13 protein-coding genes and 1 pseudogene are annotated in these 15,710 nt (G+C 52.3%); 5 read left to right on the top strand and 9 right to left on the bottom strand.

What is annotated here, in order from left to right; all coding sequences use genetic code 11:
- Nucleotides 1-3 precede the first annotated feature (3 nt).
- The gene (locus PTW35_RS26800; protein ID WP_281028235.1) at nt 4-939 is read right to left on the bottom strand and encodes a DMT family transporter; all 936 of its coding nucleotides are present in this window, start codon (nt 937-939) and stop codon (nt 4-6) included.
- A gap of 2 nt (nt 940-941) precedes the next feature.
- Entirely contained in the window at nt 942-1,088 is a 147-nt protein-coding gene (locus PTW35_RS26795; protein WP_197068482.1) for a hypothetical protein, read from the bottom strand.
- A gap of 219 nt (nt 1,089-1,307) precedes the next feature.
- On the opposite strand from PTW35_RS26795, the pseudogene PTW35_RS26790 reads away from it, so the two are divergent.
- Nucleotides 1,308-1,412, top strand: a pseudogene (locus PTW35_RS26790) (LysR family transcriptional regulator); the annotation flags it as partial.
- Nucleotides 1,413-1,472: 60 nt separating this feature from the next.
- Here the strand turns inward: PTW35_RS26790 and PTW35_RS26785 are convergent.
- Nucleotides 1,473-2,498 carry a LacI family DNA-binding transcriptional regulator gene (locus PTW35_RS26785; protein ID WP_281028234.1) on the bottom strand — a complete coding sequence of 342 codons (1,026 nt, stop codon included), beginning with the start codon at nt 2,496-2,498 and terminating at the stop codon, nt 1,473-1,475.
- A 195-nt stretch (nt 2,499-2,693) separates the two neighbouring features.
- Here PTW35_RS26785 and PTW35_RS26780 point away from each other — a divergent pair, with 195 nt between their 5' ends.
- On the top strand, nt 2,694-4,463 hold the full coding sequence (locus tag PTW35_RS26780; RefSeq protein WP_281028233.1) for a class I mannose-6-phosphate isomerase: 1,770 nt from the start codon (nt 2,694-2,696) through the stop codon (nt 4,461-4,463).
- A gap of 75 nt (nt 4,464-4,538) precedes the next feature.
- On the top strand, nt 4,539-6,461 hold the full coding sequence (locus PTW35_RS26775) for a fructose-specific PTS transporter subunit EIIC (protein WP_281028232.1): 1,923 nt from the start codon (nt 4,539-4,541) through the stop codon (nt 6,459-6,461).
- 64 nt (nt 6,462-6,525) lie between these two features.
- Here PTW35_RS26775 and PTW35_RS26770 read toward each other — a convergent pair whose 3' ends face one another.
- The gene (locus PTW35_RS26770) at nt 6,526-7,308 is read right to left on the bottom strand and encodes a hydratase (protein WP_281028231.1); all 783 of its coding nucleotides are present in this window, start codon (nt 7,306-7,308) and stop codon (nt 6,526-6,528) included.
- A 199-nt stretch (nt 7,309-7,507) separates the two neighbouring features.
- On the opposite strand from PTW35_RS26770, the gene hxpB reads away from it, so the two are divergent.
- Nucleotides 7,508-8,182, top strand: coding sequence for a hexitol phosphatase HxpB (gene hxpB, locus PTW35_RS26765; RefSeq protein ID WP_281028230.1), 675 nt, complete (start codon nt 7,508-7,510; stop codon nt 8,180-8,182).
- Between the two features lie 122 nt (nt 8,183-8,304).
- Here the strand turns inward: hxpB and PTW35_RS26760 are convergent, their stop codons facing one another.
- Genes PTW35_RS26760 through PTW35_RS26750 form a run of 3 tightly spaced genes read right to left on the bottom strand, consistent with a single transcriptional unit; the run spans nt 8,305 to nt 11,756 of the window.
- Nucleotides 8,305-9,273, bottom strand: a complete 969-nt coding sequence (locus PTW35_RS26760) for a PfkB family carbohydrate kinase (RefSeq protein WP_281028229.1) — start codon at nt 9,271-9,273, stop codon at nt 8,305-8,307.
- Between the two features lie 9 nt (nt 9,274-9,282).
- Nucleotides 9,283-10,689: a cytosine permease gene (locus PTW35_RS26755; RefSeq protein WP_281028228.1), complete on the bottom strand. Its 1,407-nt coding sequence runs from the start codon at nt 10,687-10,689 to the stop codon at nt 9,283-9,285.
- Between the two features lie 41 nt (nt 10,690-10,730).
- Nucleotides 10,731-11,756 carry an ADP-ribosylglycohydrolase family protein gene (locus tag PTW35_RS26750; RefSeq protein WP_281028227.1) on the bottom strand — a complete coding sequence of 342 codons (1,026 nt, stop codon included), beginning with the start codon at nt 11,754-11,756 and terminating at the stop codon, nt 10,731-10,733.
- 168 nt (nt 11,757-11,924) lie between these two features.
- Here PTW35_RS26750 and PTW35_RS26745 point away from each other — a divergent pair, with 168 nt between their 5' ends.
- Nucleotides 11,925-12,662 carry a GntR family transcriptional regulator gene (locus PTW35_RS26745; protein WP_281028226.1) on the top strand — a complete coding sequence of 246 codons (738 nt, stop codon included), beginning with the start codon at nt 11,925-11,927 and terminating at the stop codon, nt 12,660-12,662.
- Between the two features lie 2 nt (nt 12,663-12,664).
- Here PTW35_RS26745 and PTW35_RS26740 read toward each other — a convergent pair whose 3' ends face one another.
- Both PTW35_RS26740 and PTW35_RS26735 read right to left on the bottom strand, forming a co-directional pair.
- The gene (locus PTW35_RS26740) at nt 12,665-13,555 is read right to left on the bottom strand and encodes a LysR family transcriptional regulator (protein WP_281028225.1); all 891 of its coding nucleotides are present in this window, start codon (nt 13,553-13,555) and stop codon (nt 12,665-12,667) included.
- Nucleotides 13,556-13,718: 163 nt separating this feature from the next.
- Nucleotides 13,719-15,278 carry a BCCT family transporter gene (locus PTW35_RS26735; RefSeq protein ID WP_281028224.1) on the bottom strand — a complete coding sequence of 520 codons (1,560 nt, stop codon included), beginning with the start codon at nt 15,276-15,278 and terminating at the stop codon, nt 13,719-13,721.
- Between the last annotated feature and the right edge of the window lie 432 nt (nt 15,279-15,710).

Genomic DNA, 15,710 nt, shown 5'->3' with positions numbered 1-15,710 from the left:
CTCCTAGTGTTCAAATTGTGCTTGCTTAGGTAGCTGATGCTTCTTCCGCATACCGATAACCACTTCTCCCATACCGCCACCTATCACTAGGATCCCCCCGATGGCTTGGAGCAAGGTGAGTGATTCACTGAACAGCAATATTCCGATCCCGGCACCGACCACGGTTTCCAAATAGGATACACATGCCAGTTCTGCCGCTTTCAGGTGTTTGGCGGCAATGGTGAGCAGGGATAGGGCGCCAAAACCGATAAAGAACCCCATCGCCAGCAACCAGACCCACGAGGAAGTATCCATTTCTGCCAATGATGGCGGGCTGATAATGAAGTAGATACCGATGGCGACAGCACCAAATAGGAAGTTGAAGAACGAACGGACATCTGAGCTGACATCCGAGCGATAACGGCTGAGGAACAGGTACAGACCATAGCCGACGCCAGAGGCAAGTCCAAGCATGTCACCAATGAAGGTCTCTCTCGAAAAGGACAAGGTAATGACTAGGCCGGACTGATTGTCGTAGCTGATGATGCCAATGACAAACAGGCAACCGAGGAACACCGCACTCAGGAGCATGGCTGTGAGCCGTGAAATGCGTTCTTTGAGAAAGATAGCGGCAAGAATGGTAGAAAAAACCGGGCCGGAGTAGATCAGGAATACGGCATTGGCCAAGGTGGTATACTGGGTTGCTGAGACATAGGCGGCAAGGCAGAGCCCCAGACAGGCGCCGCTGGCGATGACGCTCGGGGTGAGTTTGGTCGAGGAAAGCAGAGGAACCTTCCGTTGGTATAAAAGGATAGCCAAAATACAGATAGCCCCGACAGTCATGCGAGTAAAGGCTATGACATCACCGGAGGTATTGATGTTGCGGGCAAATAAGCCGACAAACCCCATCAGCGTCGCAGAGACGATCATGGTGCTATATCCTAACGTCTTGGTATTCATTTTCACTCCTTGGTGTCATGCTTGCAGTTCGGCGGGGTTAAGTGCCCTCCCCCGGTCCACTCGAGGTAGCCGAAAATTATTGCGACTAGGGCGCATAGTGTCGCCATCGCAATAACAAAGGCGTCAATGGACCAATAACCCGTAAGCATGATCTTCCCCTTCAGTTGATGTGGATGAGCTCGATATATCGCCGGCAGATATATTCTGATTACTCAATATAGTGGCGTTTGGAAGGGAATAAACCAGTGAAAACCTGCTGTAAAATTGCTGATTGCTGCCCTAGGTGGCCGGATGTGATTTTGGTTGGAAACAAGTCAATTCAATGGGGCTCATGCGTGCAAAACGAGAACGAGAATAAGCCTGACGGTGCGGCCAGCCCGTTTGTGTTCCATCAATTGGTCCCTTTGAGCCAGCCCTTCAAGGCGACTTACCCTGAAATCGAGCTGGAGCTGACATCCAATGAAGGTTTTGTCGGAACGATGATCAAGGTAATTAACGGATCCTGTCTTGATCATTGTTCCGTGAAATAGGGCCTATTGGCGACTTGCACTATCAGGCACTGCCGTGCCGCAGGACTGGCGGATCACTAGTTTCGGCGGGATGATGATCCGCTTTTGGGGTTCGGTATTGCCGCGGATACGCTCTATTAGCGCTTCACCGGCACGGCGGCCGATCTCTCTCGCCGACACTGAAATTGTGGTCAGGGCCGGGTAGGTGTCGGCGGCTTCCGGGACATCGTCAAATCCGGTAATAGCAATATCCTTGCCCGGTTCGAGCTGGTGTTGGCGCAGGGTACGGATCGCCCCGAAGGCGACAATATCGTGGTAGCACACCACCGCTGTCACTTCCGGGTGCTGCTTGAGCAGGGTTTCCATCGCTGCAGCGCCGCCGTTGCGGGTCGCCGGGCAGGTGGCCAGCCAACCAAGTTGCGGGGTAATGTTATGCTCGATCAGCTTGCTCATGTAGCCGCCCATTCGGCTGGCACGGTTTTTCGAGGCTTTGTCACCGCCGATAAAGGCGATGTGGCGGTGGCCGAGGTCAAGCAGGTGCTGGGTCACCAGTTGCCCACCGTAAAAGTTATCGGTGCCAACATAGTCATAGTCGGTGCCTTCTATGTCTCTCACCGCCAAAATCACTGGTAGCTGACGCCGCTTGAGGGTCGCCAGGAACTGCTGGTCTGTCCCTTTGGCCGGGCAGAGCACCAGCCCGCCGGCTTTTTGGCTTAGCAGGGACTCGATGAATTTTTTCTGCCGCGCAACGGCATCTTCGCTGTTGGCCAAAAACAGCATCAGATCATTGTCTTCCATCTCCTGGCTCAGCCCGGCTGTCATCTCGCTGTAGAACGGGTTGGTAATATCATTGAGCAGCAGGCCGATCTGGTTACTTTGCTGGTTACGCAGGTTGGCGGCGGTTTGGTTGTAGACATAGCCCAGTTCATCGATAGCCTGGAGCACGCGTTGGCGGGTCTTGTCGGAAATTCTTCCTTTATCTCTCAATACCATAGACACGGTAGCGGTGGAGACGCCACAGTGTTTGGCAACATCAACAATGGTGGCCATGATAGAATTGAACCTAAGGTTAATCGTTTAATCTGATCATAATGGTTGAAAAGGCACCTTTTTGTGACTTTTATCACGTCAAAAAGCCAGGGTTAATCGTTTAAACCATAACTGAGTGGTTAAACACATTAACCAAATTGATGGCTGGTGGTTAATCGATATATCTTCACCTCAACGAATTGATGAGGTGCAATCATGAGCTATTTGAACAACCAAAAAGCAAACTACGACAAATTCCCCCATATCGATGTGGCAGGTTTTGTCGGTCAGAGCTGGCAAGGCTGGGATAACCTGTTTGATGCTGTAGGCAGCAAGATCCACGCTTTGGCCCAAGACAAAACCGTATTGGTTGTTGACTGTTACCCTGGCGTTAACCTAAACGATTTGGAGCAGGCCCTGAACGCGGCATTCCCTCAGGCCTTGCTCGTATGCTCTGAGCAGGCGAAATACCCGGAAGAAAAAATTTTCGCCATGATCGAGCGCCACGTGACTGATGACCGGGTGTTTGGTGTGATTGCCCCGCACAAGCTGGTTGAGTTTTTTGATGATAAGCAGATTTATGCTCTCAAGCGCAATGTCCATGAGAGCCAGTCGGAGCTGGTAGTGGTTTACGGTCCGGGTGCCTCGCTGATCCACGATGGCGATGTCCATGTTTATGCAGACCTTGCCCGTTGGGAAATCCAGCAGCGCTACCGCCGTGGCGAGATCGGCAACTGGGGTGTCGACAACAACGACGAAGATGTCCTGCGCCGTTACAAGCGTGCTTTCTTCATCGAATGGCGTGTCTTTGACCGCTATAAGACCCCGTTGCTCAAGCGTACTGACTTTCTGCTTGATACCAATGTGGCTGATACCCCGAAATTGATCAGCGGCGAGGCGTTTCGCGCCGGCCTTGAGCAAGCAACAAACCAGCCTTTCCGCCTGGTACCATTTTTTGACCCAGGTGTATGGGGGGGCCAATGGATGAAGGAAGTGTGCGACCTTGATCCGGATAAGCCTAACTACGCATGGTGCTTTGACTGTGTGCCGGAAGAGAACAGCCTTTACTTGATGGTAGATGGTATCCGCGTCGAAATCCCATCCCAGGATTTGGTGATGCTGCAGCCCCGTGCGCTGCTGGGTGAAGAGGTTCATGCCCGTTTCGGTGCCGAATTCCCGATCCGCTTCGACTTCCTCGATACCATGCAGGGACAGAACCTCAGCTTGCAAGTCCACCCGCTGACCGAATACATCCAGCAGGAGTTCGGCATGCACTACACCCAGGACGAGAGCTACTACATGCTTGACGCCGGTGATGATGCAACGGTTTACCTCGGCGTGAAGAACGATGTCGCCCCGGATGCGATGATGGCCGATCTCCAGGCCGCGCAGCGCGGTGAAAAATCGTTTGATGACGAGCGCTTTATTAACAAGTTCCCAGCCAAGAAACACGACCACTTCCTGATCCCGGCAGGGACAATCCACTGTTCTGGCAGCAATGCGATGGTACTGGAAATCAGTGCAACGCCGTATATCTTCACCTTTAAGCTGTGGGATTGGGATCGCCTGGGAATGGACGGCTTGCCACGCCCGGTTCACCTGGAGCATGGCAAGGAAGTGATCCAGTGGGACCGCGATACCGACTGGACCGAGGAGAATTTGGTTAACCGTGTGGATTTCATTGCCGAGGGCGATGGCTGGCGTGAAGAGCGCACTGGCTTGCATGAGCGAGAGTTCATCGAAACTCGCCGCCACTGGTTCAGCAAGGCTGTGACCCACCACACTGGCGGTAACGTCAATGTCCTTAACCTGATTGAAGGCCGAGAGGCGATTGTCGAGAGCCCGACCGGTGCCTTCGAACCTTATGTGGTGCACTACGCGGAAACCTTCGTGATTCCTGCGTCGGTTGATGAGTACGTTATCCGTCCGTATGGCGAGAGCGAAGGCCAGGAAATTGCCACCATCAAGGCTTACGTGCGCAACTAACCCTGAATCTATCTGTTCCTACAGCTAAGCAGCCCTGCTGGCAGGGCCGCTCATTACAACAAAAGAGAGTTTGCCATGATCACATCTCTTATTAATGAGAATTTGATGTGCCTCGATTTGAAGGTCACAAGCAAAGACGACGTGTTTGATACCTTGTCCGACTTCCTGCTACGCGAGGGAAAAATCAGCGACAAGGCCCAGTTTGTTGCTGATCTCCAGGCCCGTGAAGCCCAGGGAAGCACTGGGTTTGAAGATGGTATTGCGATCCCCCATGCCAAAAGTAAGGCGGTGGTTGAGCCTGCGGTTGCGATTGGTATCTGCCGCGAGGGCATCGATTACGGTTCGGAAGATGGTTTGCCATCCAAGCTGTTTTTTATGATTGCCTCCCCTGATGGCGGTGCCGACCACCATATCGAGGTGTTGGCCGAGCTATCTAGCAAGCTGATCGAAGACGGGTTTGTTGATGCGTTGCTGGCAGCCAAGACACCAAGGCAAGCGCTCGCTGTGCTGCTTGAGGACAAACAGGCACCTGACCAGCAGGAGCAGGCAGAGGAGACGGCAAACAAAGGCTTTTTGATTGGTGTCACTGGCTGTCCTGCCGGGGTGGCCCATACTTACCTCGCCGCTGAATCATTGGAAAAAGCGGCGGCTGAGTTGGGGTATGAAATCAAGGTCGAAACCAATGGCTCGATTGGGGTCAGGAACAGCCCGAGTACCGAAGAGATTGCCCGCGCCGATGCCATCATTGTGGCCTGTGACAAGCAAGTCGATATGAATCGTTTTGCCGGTAAAAAACTGATCAAGAGTGGTGTGAAAGAGCCGATCAAGCGCGGCAAGCAGATGATTGAAAATGCGCTGCAGGCCCCGGCGTACCAAGCCCAGGCTGGCAGTGAAGGTGATCAGGCCCCGGCACAGAAAACCAAGGCGACTTCGGCGCTCTACACCTACCTGATGAACGGCGTGTCCTACATGATCCCGTTCGTGGTTACCGGTGGTTTGCTGATTGCCCTATCCTTGGCCATTGGCGGTGTGCCAACCGAACAAGGCATGCAGATCCCTGAAGGCAGTTTCTGGCAACCGGTATTGGATGTCGGTGTCGTGGCCTTTACCTTGATGATCCCAATCTTGGCCGGCTACATTGCCTATGCCGTGGGTGATCGTCCTGCCTTAGCCCCGGGTCTAATCGGCGGCTGGATTGCCAACAACGGCTCGTTCTATGGTTCGGAAGTCGGGACAGGCTTTATCGGTGCCATCATTGCCGGCTTGCTGGTGGGCTACTTTATCCGCTGGGTAACTAGCCTGAATTACCCAAAAGTGATGCAGCCGCTGGTGCCGATTATTATTGCGCCATTATCCGGGACATTCTTCATCGCGGTGATTTTCATTACCCTTATCGGTGCGCCGGTGGCAGGCATGATCGACTCGATGAACGCCATGCTGGTGAACATGAGTGGCGGTAACATCATTATCTTAGGAATGATCCTCGGTGCGATGTCCGGCTTTGACATGGGTGGCCCGGTCAACAAGGTGGCCTTCTTGTTCGGTGTCGGCATGATTGCCAGCGGCCAGACCCAATTTATGGGTGCCTTGGCCTGTGCCTTCCCGGTCCCGCCGTTGGCGATGTGGATGTCTACTGTTATCGGCCGCAAGATGGGGCTGTTTGACCAAACTGAAATCGAAGCGGGTAAGGCGGCAGGGGCGATGGGCTTTGTCGGTATCGGTGAGGGAGCTATCCCGTTTGCCGTCCGTGATCCACTGACCGTTATCCCAGCCAATGTCATTGGTAGTATGGTGGCCTGTGTGATGGCCTTCCTGTTCGGTATTACCAACACAGTTGCCCACGGTGGCCCGATTGTGGCGCTGTTGGGTGCGATGAACAAGCCGGTTATCGCTGTAATGTGTATGATCGTCGGTGCTGTCGTGACCTGCCTGATCACGGTAACCCTGAAGAAATACCGTTTGGTAAAGTCACAAGCGGCTGAGCTTCAGGTAAGTTAATACTTACTTTCTTGGTGGGTGTTGAAATAGTAAACATGCGGGAGTTAGGCTCCCGCATTTTGTCTTATGCTTTCTCTTTGAAAGTCACTTGGTACTCACCGATGCCGTCGTATTTGATGGTCGTTGGTTTATCAAACTCGACTTCAACAATTCCGCAGTATGAACCGGTGATAATGGCTTCACCTGCCGCGAAATGCATGCCACGGCGGGTCATGTAGTTGATCAGCCAGTAGACTGGGTTTTGCGCAAGCGAGTTCGGGTGCTCGCCCGCGAACGTTTGTACTTGCTCACCTTGGCTCACGCTGATATCAATCTTCGCTGCTGCGAACGCTTTTTCACGATCGATTTCCGGGCCAATAAACATTCCTTGGTTGACCAGGCAGTCTGCCAGTTTCTCGAAGAACTCGGCGCCGCTGTCGTCGGCAAAGCGTGCCTGCATCAGCTCCAGTGCCATATGACATGGGCCAATTGCATCATTGATTTGTGCTTCGCTGTAACCTTCAGGGTTCGCTGGTAGATCCTTGTTCAGGATAAAGGCGATTTCTGGCTCGATGCGAACGACATTGTTGTCGGCGAACAGTGCACAGTTGTTACCTTGCTGAGCTGCTCCTTTTTGAATGGTATCGGCAAAGATAGGCGCCACTACAAATTGCTCGTCTGAAAGCGGTAGTAAGCACTTCCAACCACCGACTTTGTCGCTGTGTTGGTCAATCATCGAAGATTGGATTTTCAGGGCGTCATCGACGTTGGCTGGTCGCTGCTGCTCGTCAAGGCGAGGCGCTTTGGTGCCGGCTACGCGGCGGCTGAGCAGCTCGGTGGCTGCCTGTTCGAAGTTTTTAGTGGTCATATTGTATTATCTTTTGGAGGTATCCCTAGATAATATAGGGAATTGCTAAGGTTGGGTAGTGAAATCCATTTTGCAGGCGGTGCGGAAAAAGACTCTGTGATGGTAGAAAGGGGGAAAGCCATAGGCATGAACTCTTCTCTTTATTGCCGTTTGATACCGTTCTAGGATGCCTTATCAAATGATTTAGTAGGTAAGTGCCATGCAAAAAAACGCAGTCATCTTTGATATGGATGGAGTGCTAATTGACTCCGAACCTTATTGGCGTCAGGCACAGGTGGAAGTACTGGCCGGCTTCGGGGTGACAGCTACGGCTGAGGATTGTATTCGCCTGACCATGGGCCGCCGATTGGATGACATTGCCAAAATATGGTGTCAGCACTTTAGCCTGGATATACCATCGGAAGAACTGCAGGTTAGTATCATGCAAGCCGTTGTTGCACTTATTCGCCAGCATGGAGAGCCGAAGTTAGGGGTTGTATCACTACTACAAACGCTGCAGGGTGCCAGAGTGAAAATTGCGCTGGCAACCTCATCGAGCAGGCCGATAATTGAGGCGGTGCTTGATACCCTGAATATCCGCAAATATTTTTCGGTGGTTTGCAGTGCCGACAATGAAGAATACGGCAAGCCCCATCCATCCGTGTATCTGACAGCAGCTCAAAAATTGGATGTTGCTGCTAACCAGTGTGTGGTGATTGAAGACAGCGTGACAGGTATGATTGCAGGCTTAGCGGCAGGCATGACGACGTTTGCTGTACCGGACAGTATTGATGATCCTCGTTTTGCCGTGGCAAATGGTAGATTCTCTTCATTAGAGGAGCTTGAGCATCACTTGATAAAAACGGGGGAGGTGAAGGGAGTGATGGTTCGCTAACCTGCCAATTGGACTGGACAAACACCCGAGGCATACCGCGAGCGTGCCAGGGGCTAGCCAATGAACAAAAAAAGCCAGCAATTATTGCTGGCCTATTTTTTGGTTAAACGCTTCTTGCTTACCTATTGGCTATCATGACGTTTGCTCGCTTGGAAAGCGGTAAGCTCCTGCCGGTTCGGGGCGCCATCGGAGCCTGGCTTGCTGACCACAATGGCGGCGACCATATTGCCAAGCTGGGTTGCTGTGCTTAGCGGTAAGCCCGTGGCGAGGCCGGCAATGACCCCGGCACAATGGCTATCACCGGCCGCAATCGTATCAGCGACATCGACCTGATAAGCCGGAATGTAAACTGGCTCTAACTCAGGTTCACAGACATGCGCCCCTTCTTTGTCAAAACGGCAAATCACGGCAAGGTTATGGCACTTGGCAAAAGATTGTGCGTTGCTGACAGCGTCTTCCGTTGAGGCTTCTGTGCCTTGCAAAAGAGCCAATTCATCACGGTTTAGCGTCAGTACCGGGCGCTTGGCCAATAGCTTTTCGACAAATGCCGGTTCAATATCAGCCAACCGCGGGCCAAAATCGACAAACAATGTTTTATCGTCGCTTAAGCCCAGTAGCCACTGGCGCAAGGGCTCGCTCTGAGGGCTGACAAGCTCATACCCGGAGACATAGACGATGGCATTCTCTGGTGCCGGGATCTGGGCTAACAATTCCTCACTCCAGAATTGCTCGCAGCCATCGACGGTAATAAAGGTCCTTTCTTTGCTGGGCTCGACCATGGCGATACACCATCCATTATCATGGGTAGGGTGGCGCAGGATAACAGGCAGCCCTTCTTTATCCATCTCGGTTTCGACCAACTGCCCCCACGAACCATTGCCAACCGGGATCGCATTGATTGGCGATAGTGCCAACCGGCTCAAAGCCCTGGCAACATTAAAGGCGCAGCCACCAATTTGCCTACCTTGCTCTTGGGCGACCACATCACCGCCGCTAGTTGGAAGGCAATCAAGGCCAAGCATAACGTCGCCGAAGGCTGCGCCGACCACGATGGCCGGGCGCTGTTGCGATAGTGCTTGAACGTCAATCATAGCGTTACCTTATGCGTTCTTCTTGAGGGTGAGGCGATACAACACCATGCTGACCAAGAACGAGATGAACAAGCCAAGGCTGGAGTCGGCAAAAATACCGACAGCAAACGGGCCGTCGATGAAGCCGGTATTGGACACCATCAAGCCGGACAGTGAACCCACCACCCAACATGCCAGGGTCGGTTTATTGGTGCCGGTATCGCCGAACAATTCTTCGTCGCTGTAGCCTGAGTAGCGGTGCTTGGTGAAGAAGTCCGTCATGAAGATGGCTGCCCATGCGGCTAGGAATACGCCACAGAAGACCAAGAAGGAAATAAACGGCCCCAGGAAATCACCGGAAACAAACAAGACGTACAGGGCGACACCTAGCACCAGAACTGCATCCAGAGCAACAGCTGTGCGCTGCTTGAGCTTGATCCCCATGCTTAGCAGGTTAAGGCTTGCAGAGTAGAGGCTTAAAACCGCAATGGTAACAATACCCGCAACGGCTGCGGCCAGGTAAGGGACTGCCATCCATGAAGGCAGCAGGCGGCCAATCGCTGAAATTGGGTTTTCGTGTGAAGCCAAGTCCGGAATTTGGGCGGTCAGCAAGATACCTGTCAGCATCAACATGATGAGTGGAAGCGCAGCGCCACCAACCACGGAGTTGAAAATACCCTGATGGCTTGAAGAAGGGCTTTGGTCACGGCTGTAGTCTGCGCCGGCGATAGCCCAGCTGATCCCCGTACCTGCGGCGATGATAGAGACAGCTGGCAGGAAGCCGGTGATCCAGCTACCGGAAGGTAGGGCCATGATGGTTTCCCAATCTGCCGTTGCCATCAGGTAAAGAACCACAAACAAGGTCATGGCCCCGAAAGTACGGGTGATCCACTTTTGCATCATCAGCACCGTGTTTTGCCCTAGCATGCTCACTAGCACTGTCAGTCCGCCAAACAGGATCAAAGAAATCACGGTTGTCATGGTGGTTTCAGCAAAACCCAGGGCTGCAAACAGGGCTGCCAGGGTTAGGGTACCGGTAATAATGTTGACCGCTTCCCAACCCATAAGGTTGATCCAGCAAAACGAGGTGGGTGCAATGTTCCCTTTTTTACCAAAGCTAGAGCGAGATAGGGTCAGGGTGGTGGTGCGGCCAATTTTACCCGCAATGCTGGACATCCCGACCAATGCAAATGAGGCCACACCGGCAATGGCTGCCAACAGTGACTGGAAAAATGACAGGCCGAAAGACACGATAATCGCGCCATAGACCACGCCGAGGATACCGATGTTGGCGGCACACCAGACAAAGAACAGCTCAGCAGGCTTCTTGGTCTGTTGGCTGGATGGCACTTTGGCGATACCAAGCTCTTCGATACTGGCATCTTGGCTGGGGGCGTGGCTCGGGGCTTGCCCGGTTAGTACATCTTTGTTACTCATGCTGCAGTCCTTAGTGTGAAGTCTTGATGGTTCCAATTGGTTTATTGGCCGTGGCGGAAAGAGGCCAGGGCTTTGGCATATGGCGCAAAGTCAATTTGGTTAGCACTGTTAATCAATGCGATATGCTGTGGGGCGAAGGCATCAATACCATTGAGCGCGCCGCAAATGGCTGTCGCCATGGCACCGATAGTGTCGGTGTCTCCGCCTAGGTTGGCCGCCAGCTCGGCACAGCGCATTGGCTCTGTACCTGCCAGCTCGACAAGGGCGATGGCGCTGGGGATCGACTCGATGATATCCATCCCCGCCCCAACCATTTCGTAAAGATCATTGAGGGCTTGTTTGGGGTCATGTTGGCTTTCAACTACACAGAGTGCGTATTTTATTCGCTTTCCAAGGAGTGGACTGAAAGTGGACTCATGCTGGCGCTGTGTGTTATTGGCAAGGCAAATGATCTCATCTTTGATTAGGTGCCATGGCGCACCTTCTATCGCCCTGCTGATCGCCCAACCCACAACTGCTGCGCCGGCAATGGCAATATCAGACTTGTGGGTAGGGAGGCACGACAGCCGGATACCCTCGATAAACGCTTGTTTGTCATCGGTTGGTAACAGGCAACCGACCGGGGAGACACGCATGGCTGAGCCATTGGTTACGCCGTTGGCTTCAATCTCTTCAACGGAGCGGCCTTGGTCTATCGCGGTAAGCGCAGCTTTTGACGTCGGGCCAAGGATGTTTTTTTCAAAGGCATTGATTCGTTTCGCCCAGACCATGATGTGCTTGGCAATCAGCAGTGGATCCAGCTTGCCGTCGGCTTCGATAACAGCGTCCATTAAGGCAACACACTGGCTGGTATCATCGGTAAACTCACCGGCGTTGAACTCGTTGGCTGCGATGTTTTCTTCAGGGCCAGGCAGGAAGTCATCAATCCAGCCAAAGTAGTCGACAACCTTATTCTTGGTCCACAGCTCAGACGGCATGCCCATTGCGTCGCCGATTGCTTGGCCGTATAGGCAGCCTAAAATGCGGTTTTCAGTCGATGCCATTGGTGGTTGACCTGTGTGGCTCATGGTGTTTTCTCCGGAGTATCACGGTAATGAATAGACTTTGCATAGTATGATAAGTCCACTTTAAGTCCAGTTAAATTCCTTTTGGTCGCCAATGTGATTTAGACCTCACACTTTGGTACTATCCTAATGATTTTAGTTATGTCAGCATTTTGATTTAGGCGGTATGGTTTGGAACAGCAACTTCTTGCGCAGATGAAAGAGGCATTGGATGCCAGCGTCTCAACCCCTTTGTACCTGCAGCTTCAACAGGCCATTGAAAAAGCGATAGCAGATAAATTGCTTACCCATGGCACTGCACTGCCCTCAGAGCGGAAAATGTCCCAAGCGCTTGGGGTATCCCGGGTGACTGTGGTTAAAGCCTTGGCTTTGCTGCATGAGCAGGGCGTGGTAGTGAAAAAGCACGGAAAAGGGACCTTGGTGAATTTGCCGGTTCATTACAATTTGTCCGGCGGGGGCTTCTCTTCTCAGTTGCAGCGCAAAGGCGAGGTTTCCAACCGTTGGTTGACGAGAGAGTTGCTGGAAGCACCATCATCTATCGCCAGCGAGTTAAACCTTACTGAAGGGGAGATGATTTCGAAGATCAAGCGGGTTCGTTTGGTCGATGGCATGCCGGTTTCTATCGAAACCATGTACATCCCCGAGTGCTTCTTGCCCCGCCCAGATTTACTGGAGGGATCTTTGTATGCCCATTGGCGAGATCAGGGTATCAAGCCCTACGATCAGGATTATTCACTGAGCATTTACACGCCGAGCCCTGAAGAGGCCCGGATGCTGGAGATCCCGCCAAGTTCCCCGCTGATGAAAATTGTCCTGAAAAGCCAGGATAGCAAGGGGCAGGTGCTGGAATATGGTTCGGCTATCTGTCGCAGCGATTTTTATAATTTTGAATTCAAAGTCAGAGCCTAGCGTCAGCCCATATATTGCCGAGCATAATCGGTGAACCAGTCGATGAACTGGCCTATCGTGGTATCACTTTCTAGCTGGGTCGGATAATACAGGGTCAGCCCGTGGCGGTGGGCATTGACGACGTCGGTCAGAGTCAGTTCTACCAAGTCGCCCTTTTCGACATACTCTTCGGCAAAAATCCGCGACAGTACCGCCCACCCCTGGTGCCTAAGCAGTGCAATCAGCACGTCATTGTTGCTGATGATGTGCTGGTGAGGCGAGATTTTCATCATGTCGATCCCTGCCCGCAAATGGTTTTCACTGATGTATTGCTTATTGAGTTGGAGATCTTTTATCGCCACCTCGGGTTGTGTTGCCAAGGGGTGGTGTTGGCCGACATAAATCGACAGCGGCAGCATGCCGAGGCTGCGGTACCCAATTTGTTTTTCCGGGATCAGCTTGTTGCGGTGGGGCATGATGGCCAGCTGGGCCTCGCCCGACACCAAGTCATTGAGGGTCTCATCACGGTTACGGTGGAGCCAGTTGAGTTGGATCTGCGGGAAATGCTCTGCGGCTTGGCGCTCTATCTGGATCACCATACTCGCCGGCAACAGCACGTCGTGATAGATGTTGAGGGTGGTGAGTGTCTGATCAAACGCCGCCAGTGCGGTCAGGGTAAACTCCTGTACCTGGCGGGCGAGAATTTCGGCCCGCGGATATAACCGGTGGGCCAACTCGGTGGGTCTGGCGCTGCGCCCGACAATGGTGAACAGCGGCAGCCCGAGGTTATCCTCGAGGCTGATCACATGCTCCCTGACGGTGGTCCGGTCCTTGTCCAGTACCCTGGCGGCGGCACTGTATGAGCCGTGTTGGTAAACAGCGGTGAAAGCTGATATTTGTTCGAGGGTAAACATAGCGAGTTCCGGCGAAGGCGTTTGTTATTGAAGCTAAATCTAGAGCTCATGTTTTTCAAGCGCCTAGCAGAGATTATGGGATTTAGGTTTTGCTTTGAAATTGGATTGTGAACGTAAAAACCGCCGGCCCCGGTCGGGTCTGGGCAGGCGGTGAAAACAGTGCTCAACCTCTGAGGCTGATTTTATGCTGCCGGGTTGGCGCTAGCCATTCTATAAAGCTTTGATAGAGCCATACCAGTAGGGCTGCATTCATCGTGATCACGACAAATAAGGCAGGAAGCCCGCCTAGGTTGGACATCATTTTTATGCCGTCGATACCCGAGAATGCCGTCATGAACCAAGCAACGAGTGCGATAATAGTGCCCCACATGACTTTCAGCCGGGCTTTTATCGCGGCTGCTTCCTTCTGCTCCGTATGATTGGCTTCCATACACAGCGAAGAGATGGCTTCAGTATTTGAATCAGCGGCGGTGACATAGGCCAAGAAAGCGATAAAAATGAACATCCCGATCAGGACCGATGAGACTGGAAGTTGCTCAAGCAGGCCGTAAACCACAGCCCCTGGACCGCTCTCATTGAGCAGGGCATAGAAAGCGCCGTTGCTGCTGAGATCCAACTCCAGGATCATCCCGGAGAAAATCGCCATCCAGAGCAAAGAGAAAGAGGCGGGGATAATGAGGTTGACGACCAAGAATGCTCTGACTGTATGGCCACGGGCGATTTTACCGAGGAACAGAGCCACAATGGGTGACCAGCCTAACCAGTTTGCCCAGTAGAACACTGTCCAGCTCTTGGCCCAGTTATCTCCTTCAGCGAGTTGCAGCGAGAAGCTGCGTGTCACGAACTCGGAGGCATAGTCTGTCAGGGCTTGCCAGCCGTTGGCGATGATCGCCTGGGTCGGGCCGAATATAAACGCGGTGAGGGCGATGGTGGCAAAGATGCAGGTGTTGATTGACGATAGTCGTGCTATGCCTTTGTGCAGTCCTGACACCGAAGAGGCGACAAAACAGATCACAATGAGTGCGATAACAAGCCCGAGCAGCATGGTGTTATTGGCCCAGCCGGTCACTTTGGCAATGCCGCTTGATAGTACCAGGGCGCCGGTACCCAGGGACGAAGCCATCCCTGCCACGAGGGCAAACATTGAAATGGAGTCCACGGTTCCTCCCACTGTGCCGGAGTACCGCTTCCCTAGCACCGGCTGTAGTGCCGAGCTGATCGAGAAGCGGCTGCTCAGGTTATGGAAGGCAAGCGCAAACGAAAGCGCCGGAACGGCATAGATGGCGAAGGGCGTAAACGACCAGTGCATATACATGGTTGATAGCGCAAACTCTGCCGCTTGAGGGCTGCCCGGGGTCAAACCCATCGACGGGGGGGGAGTATGCAGGTGATAAAGCGGCTCGGCGGTCGCCCAAAACAACATGCCGGCTGCCGTGGTGGTACAGATTGTAATCGATCCCCAGCGCCACTTACTCAGCATGGGCTTGGCATTATCTCCTCCGATCGTCATCCCTCCCAGCGGGGATAAGAACACGGCTACGCAGGTTATTACCATAACAAAAGCCCCTGCCGAAAATAACCAATCAAAAGTATTTAAAATCCAATCATTTAATATGGTTGTCACGGTTAAAAAAGCGGGGAAATTAAAAAAACTCGCTAGTACGGCGAAGAGTAAAACAAAGAGTGGCGGAAGAAATATTTTATAGCGTAATATGTTGTTCATGGGTTAATCCGTTACTGGTGGGTAACCAATCACTTAACGCTCACCTTGTATTTCATATACCTAATTGACTGCCGGCTAAACCTTGAATATTAAATAGATTTCATAAGTGTGCAGGTGAGTAATGGCATGCCAATATTGTATTTGTGAGCTAATCCCAGTTATGGAGTATTGGTTTTAAATGTCATTAAACGAATAAGTTTAATAAAAATAATGTTTTAAACTCGATTATTGGTTTCAAAGGTTGTTTGTGGTTGTTATTTCGACAGCCACAACCAGTACGGCAGTTAAAATCTTTTTATTTTTTATATAGTTAATCTGTTTATTTAATGTGTTCATGATTATTGTGCCCCTCAATATGTTTCAACGTTAGGGCTATCCTAAATATGAACGTTAGGTTTACGAAGAAATTATCAATTATCGGGCGGCGAACTT

The sequence above is a fragment of the Photobacterium sp. DA100 genome (assembly GCF_029223585.1).
GTDB lineage: Bacteria > Pseudomonadota > Gammaproteobacteria > Enterobacterales > Vibrionaceae > Photobacterium.
This window is presented reverse-complemented; position numbering and strand designations above follow the sequence as displayed.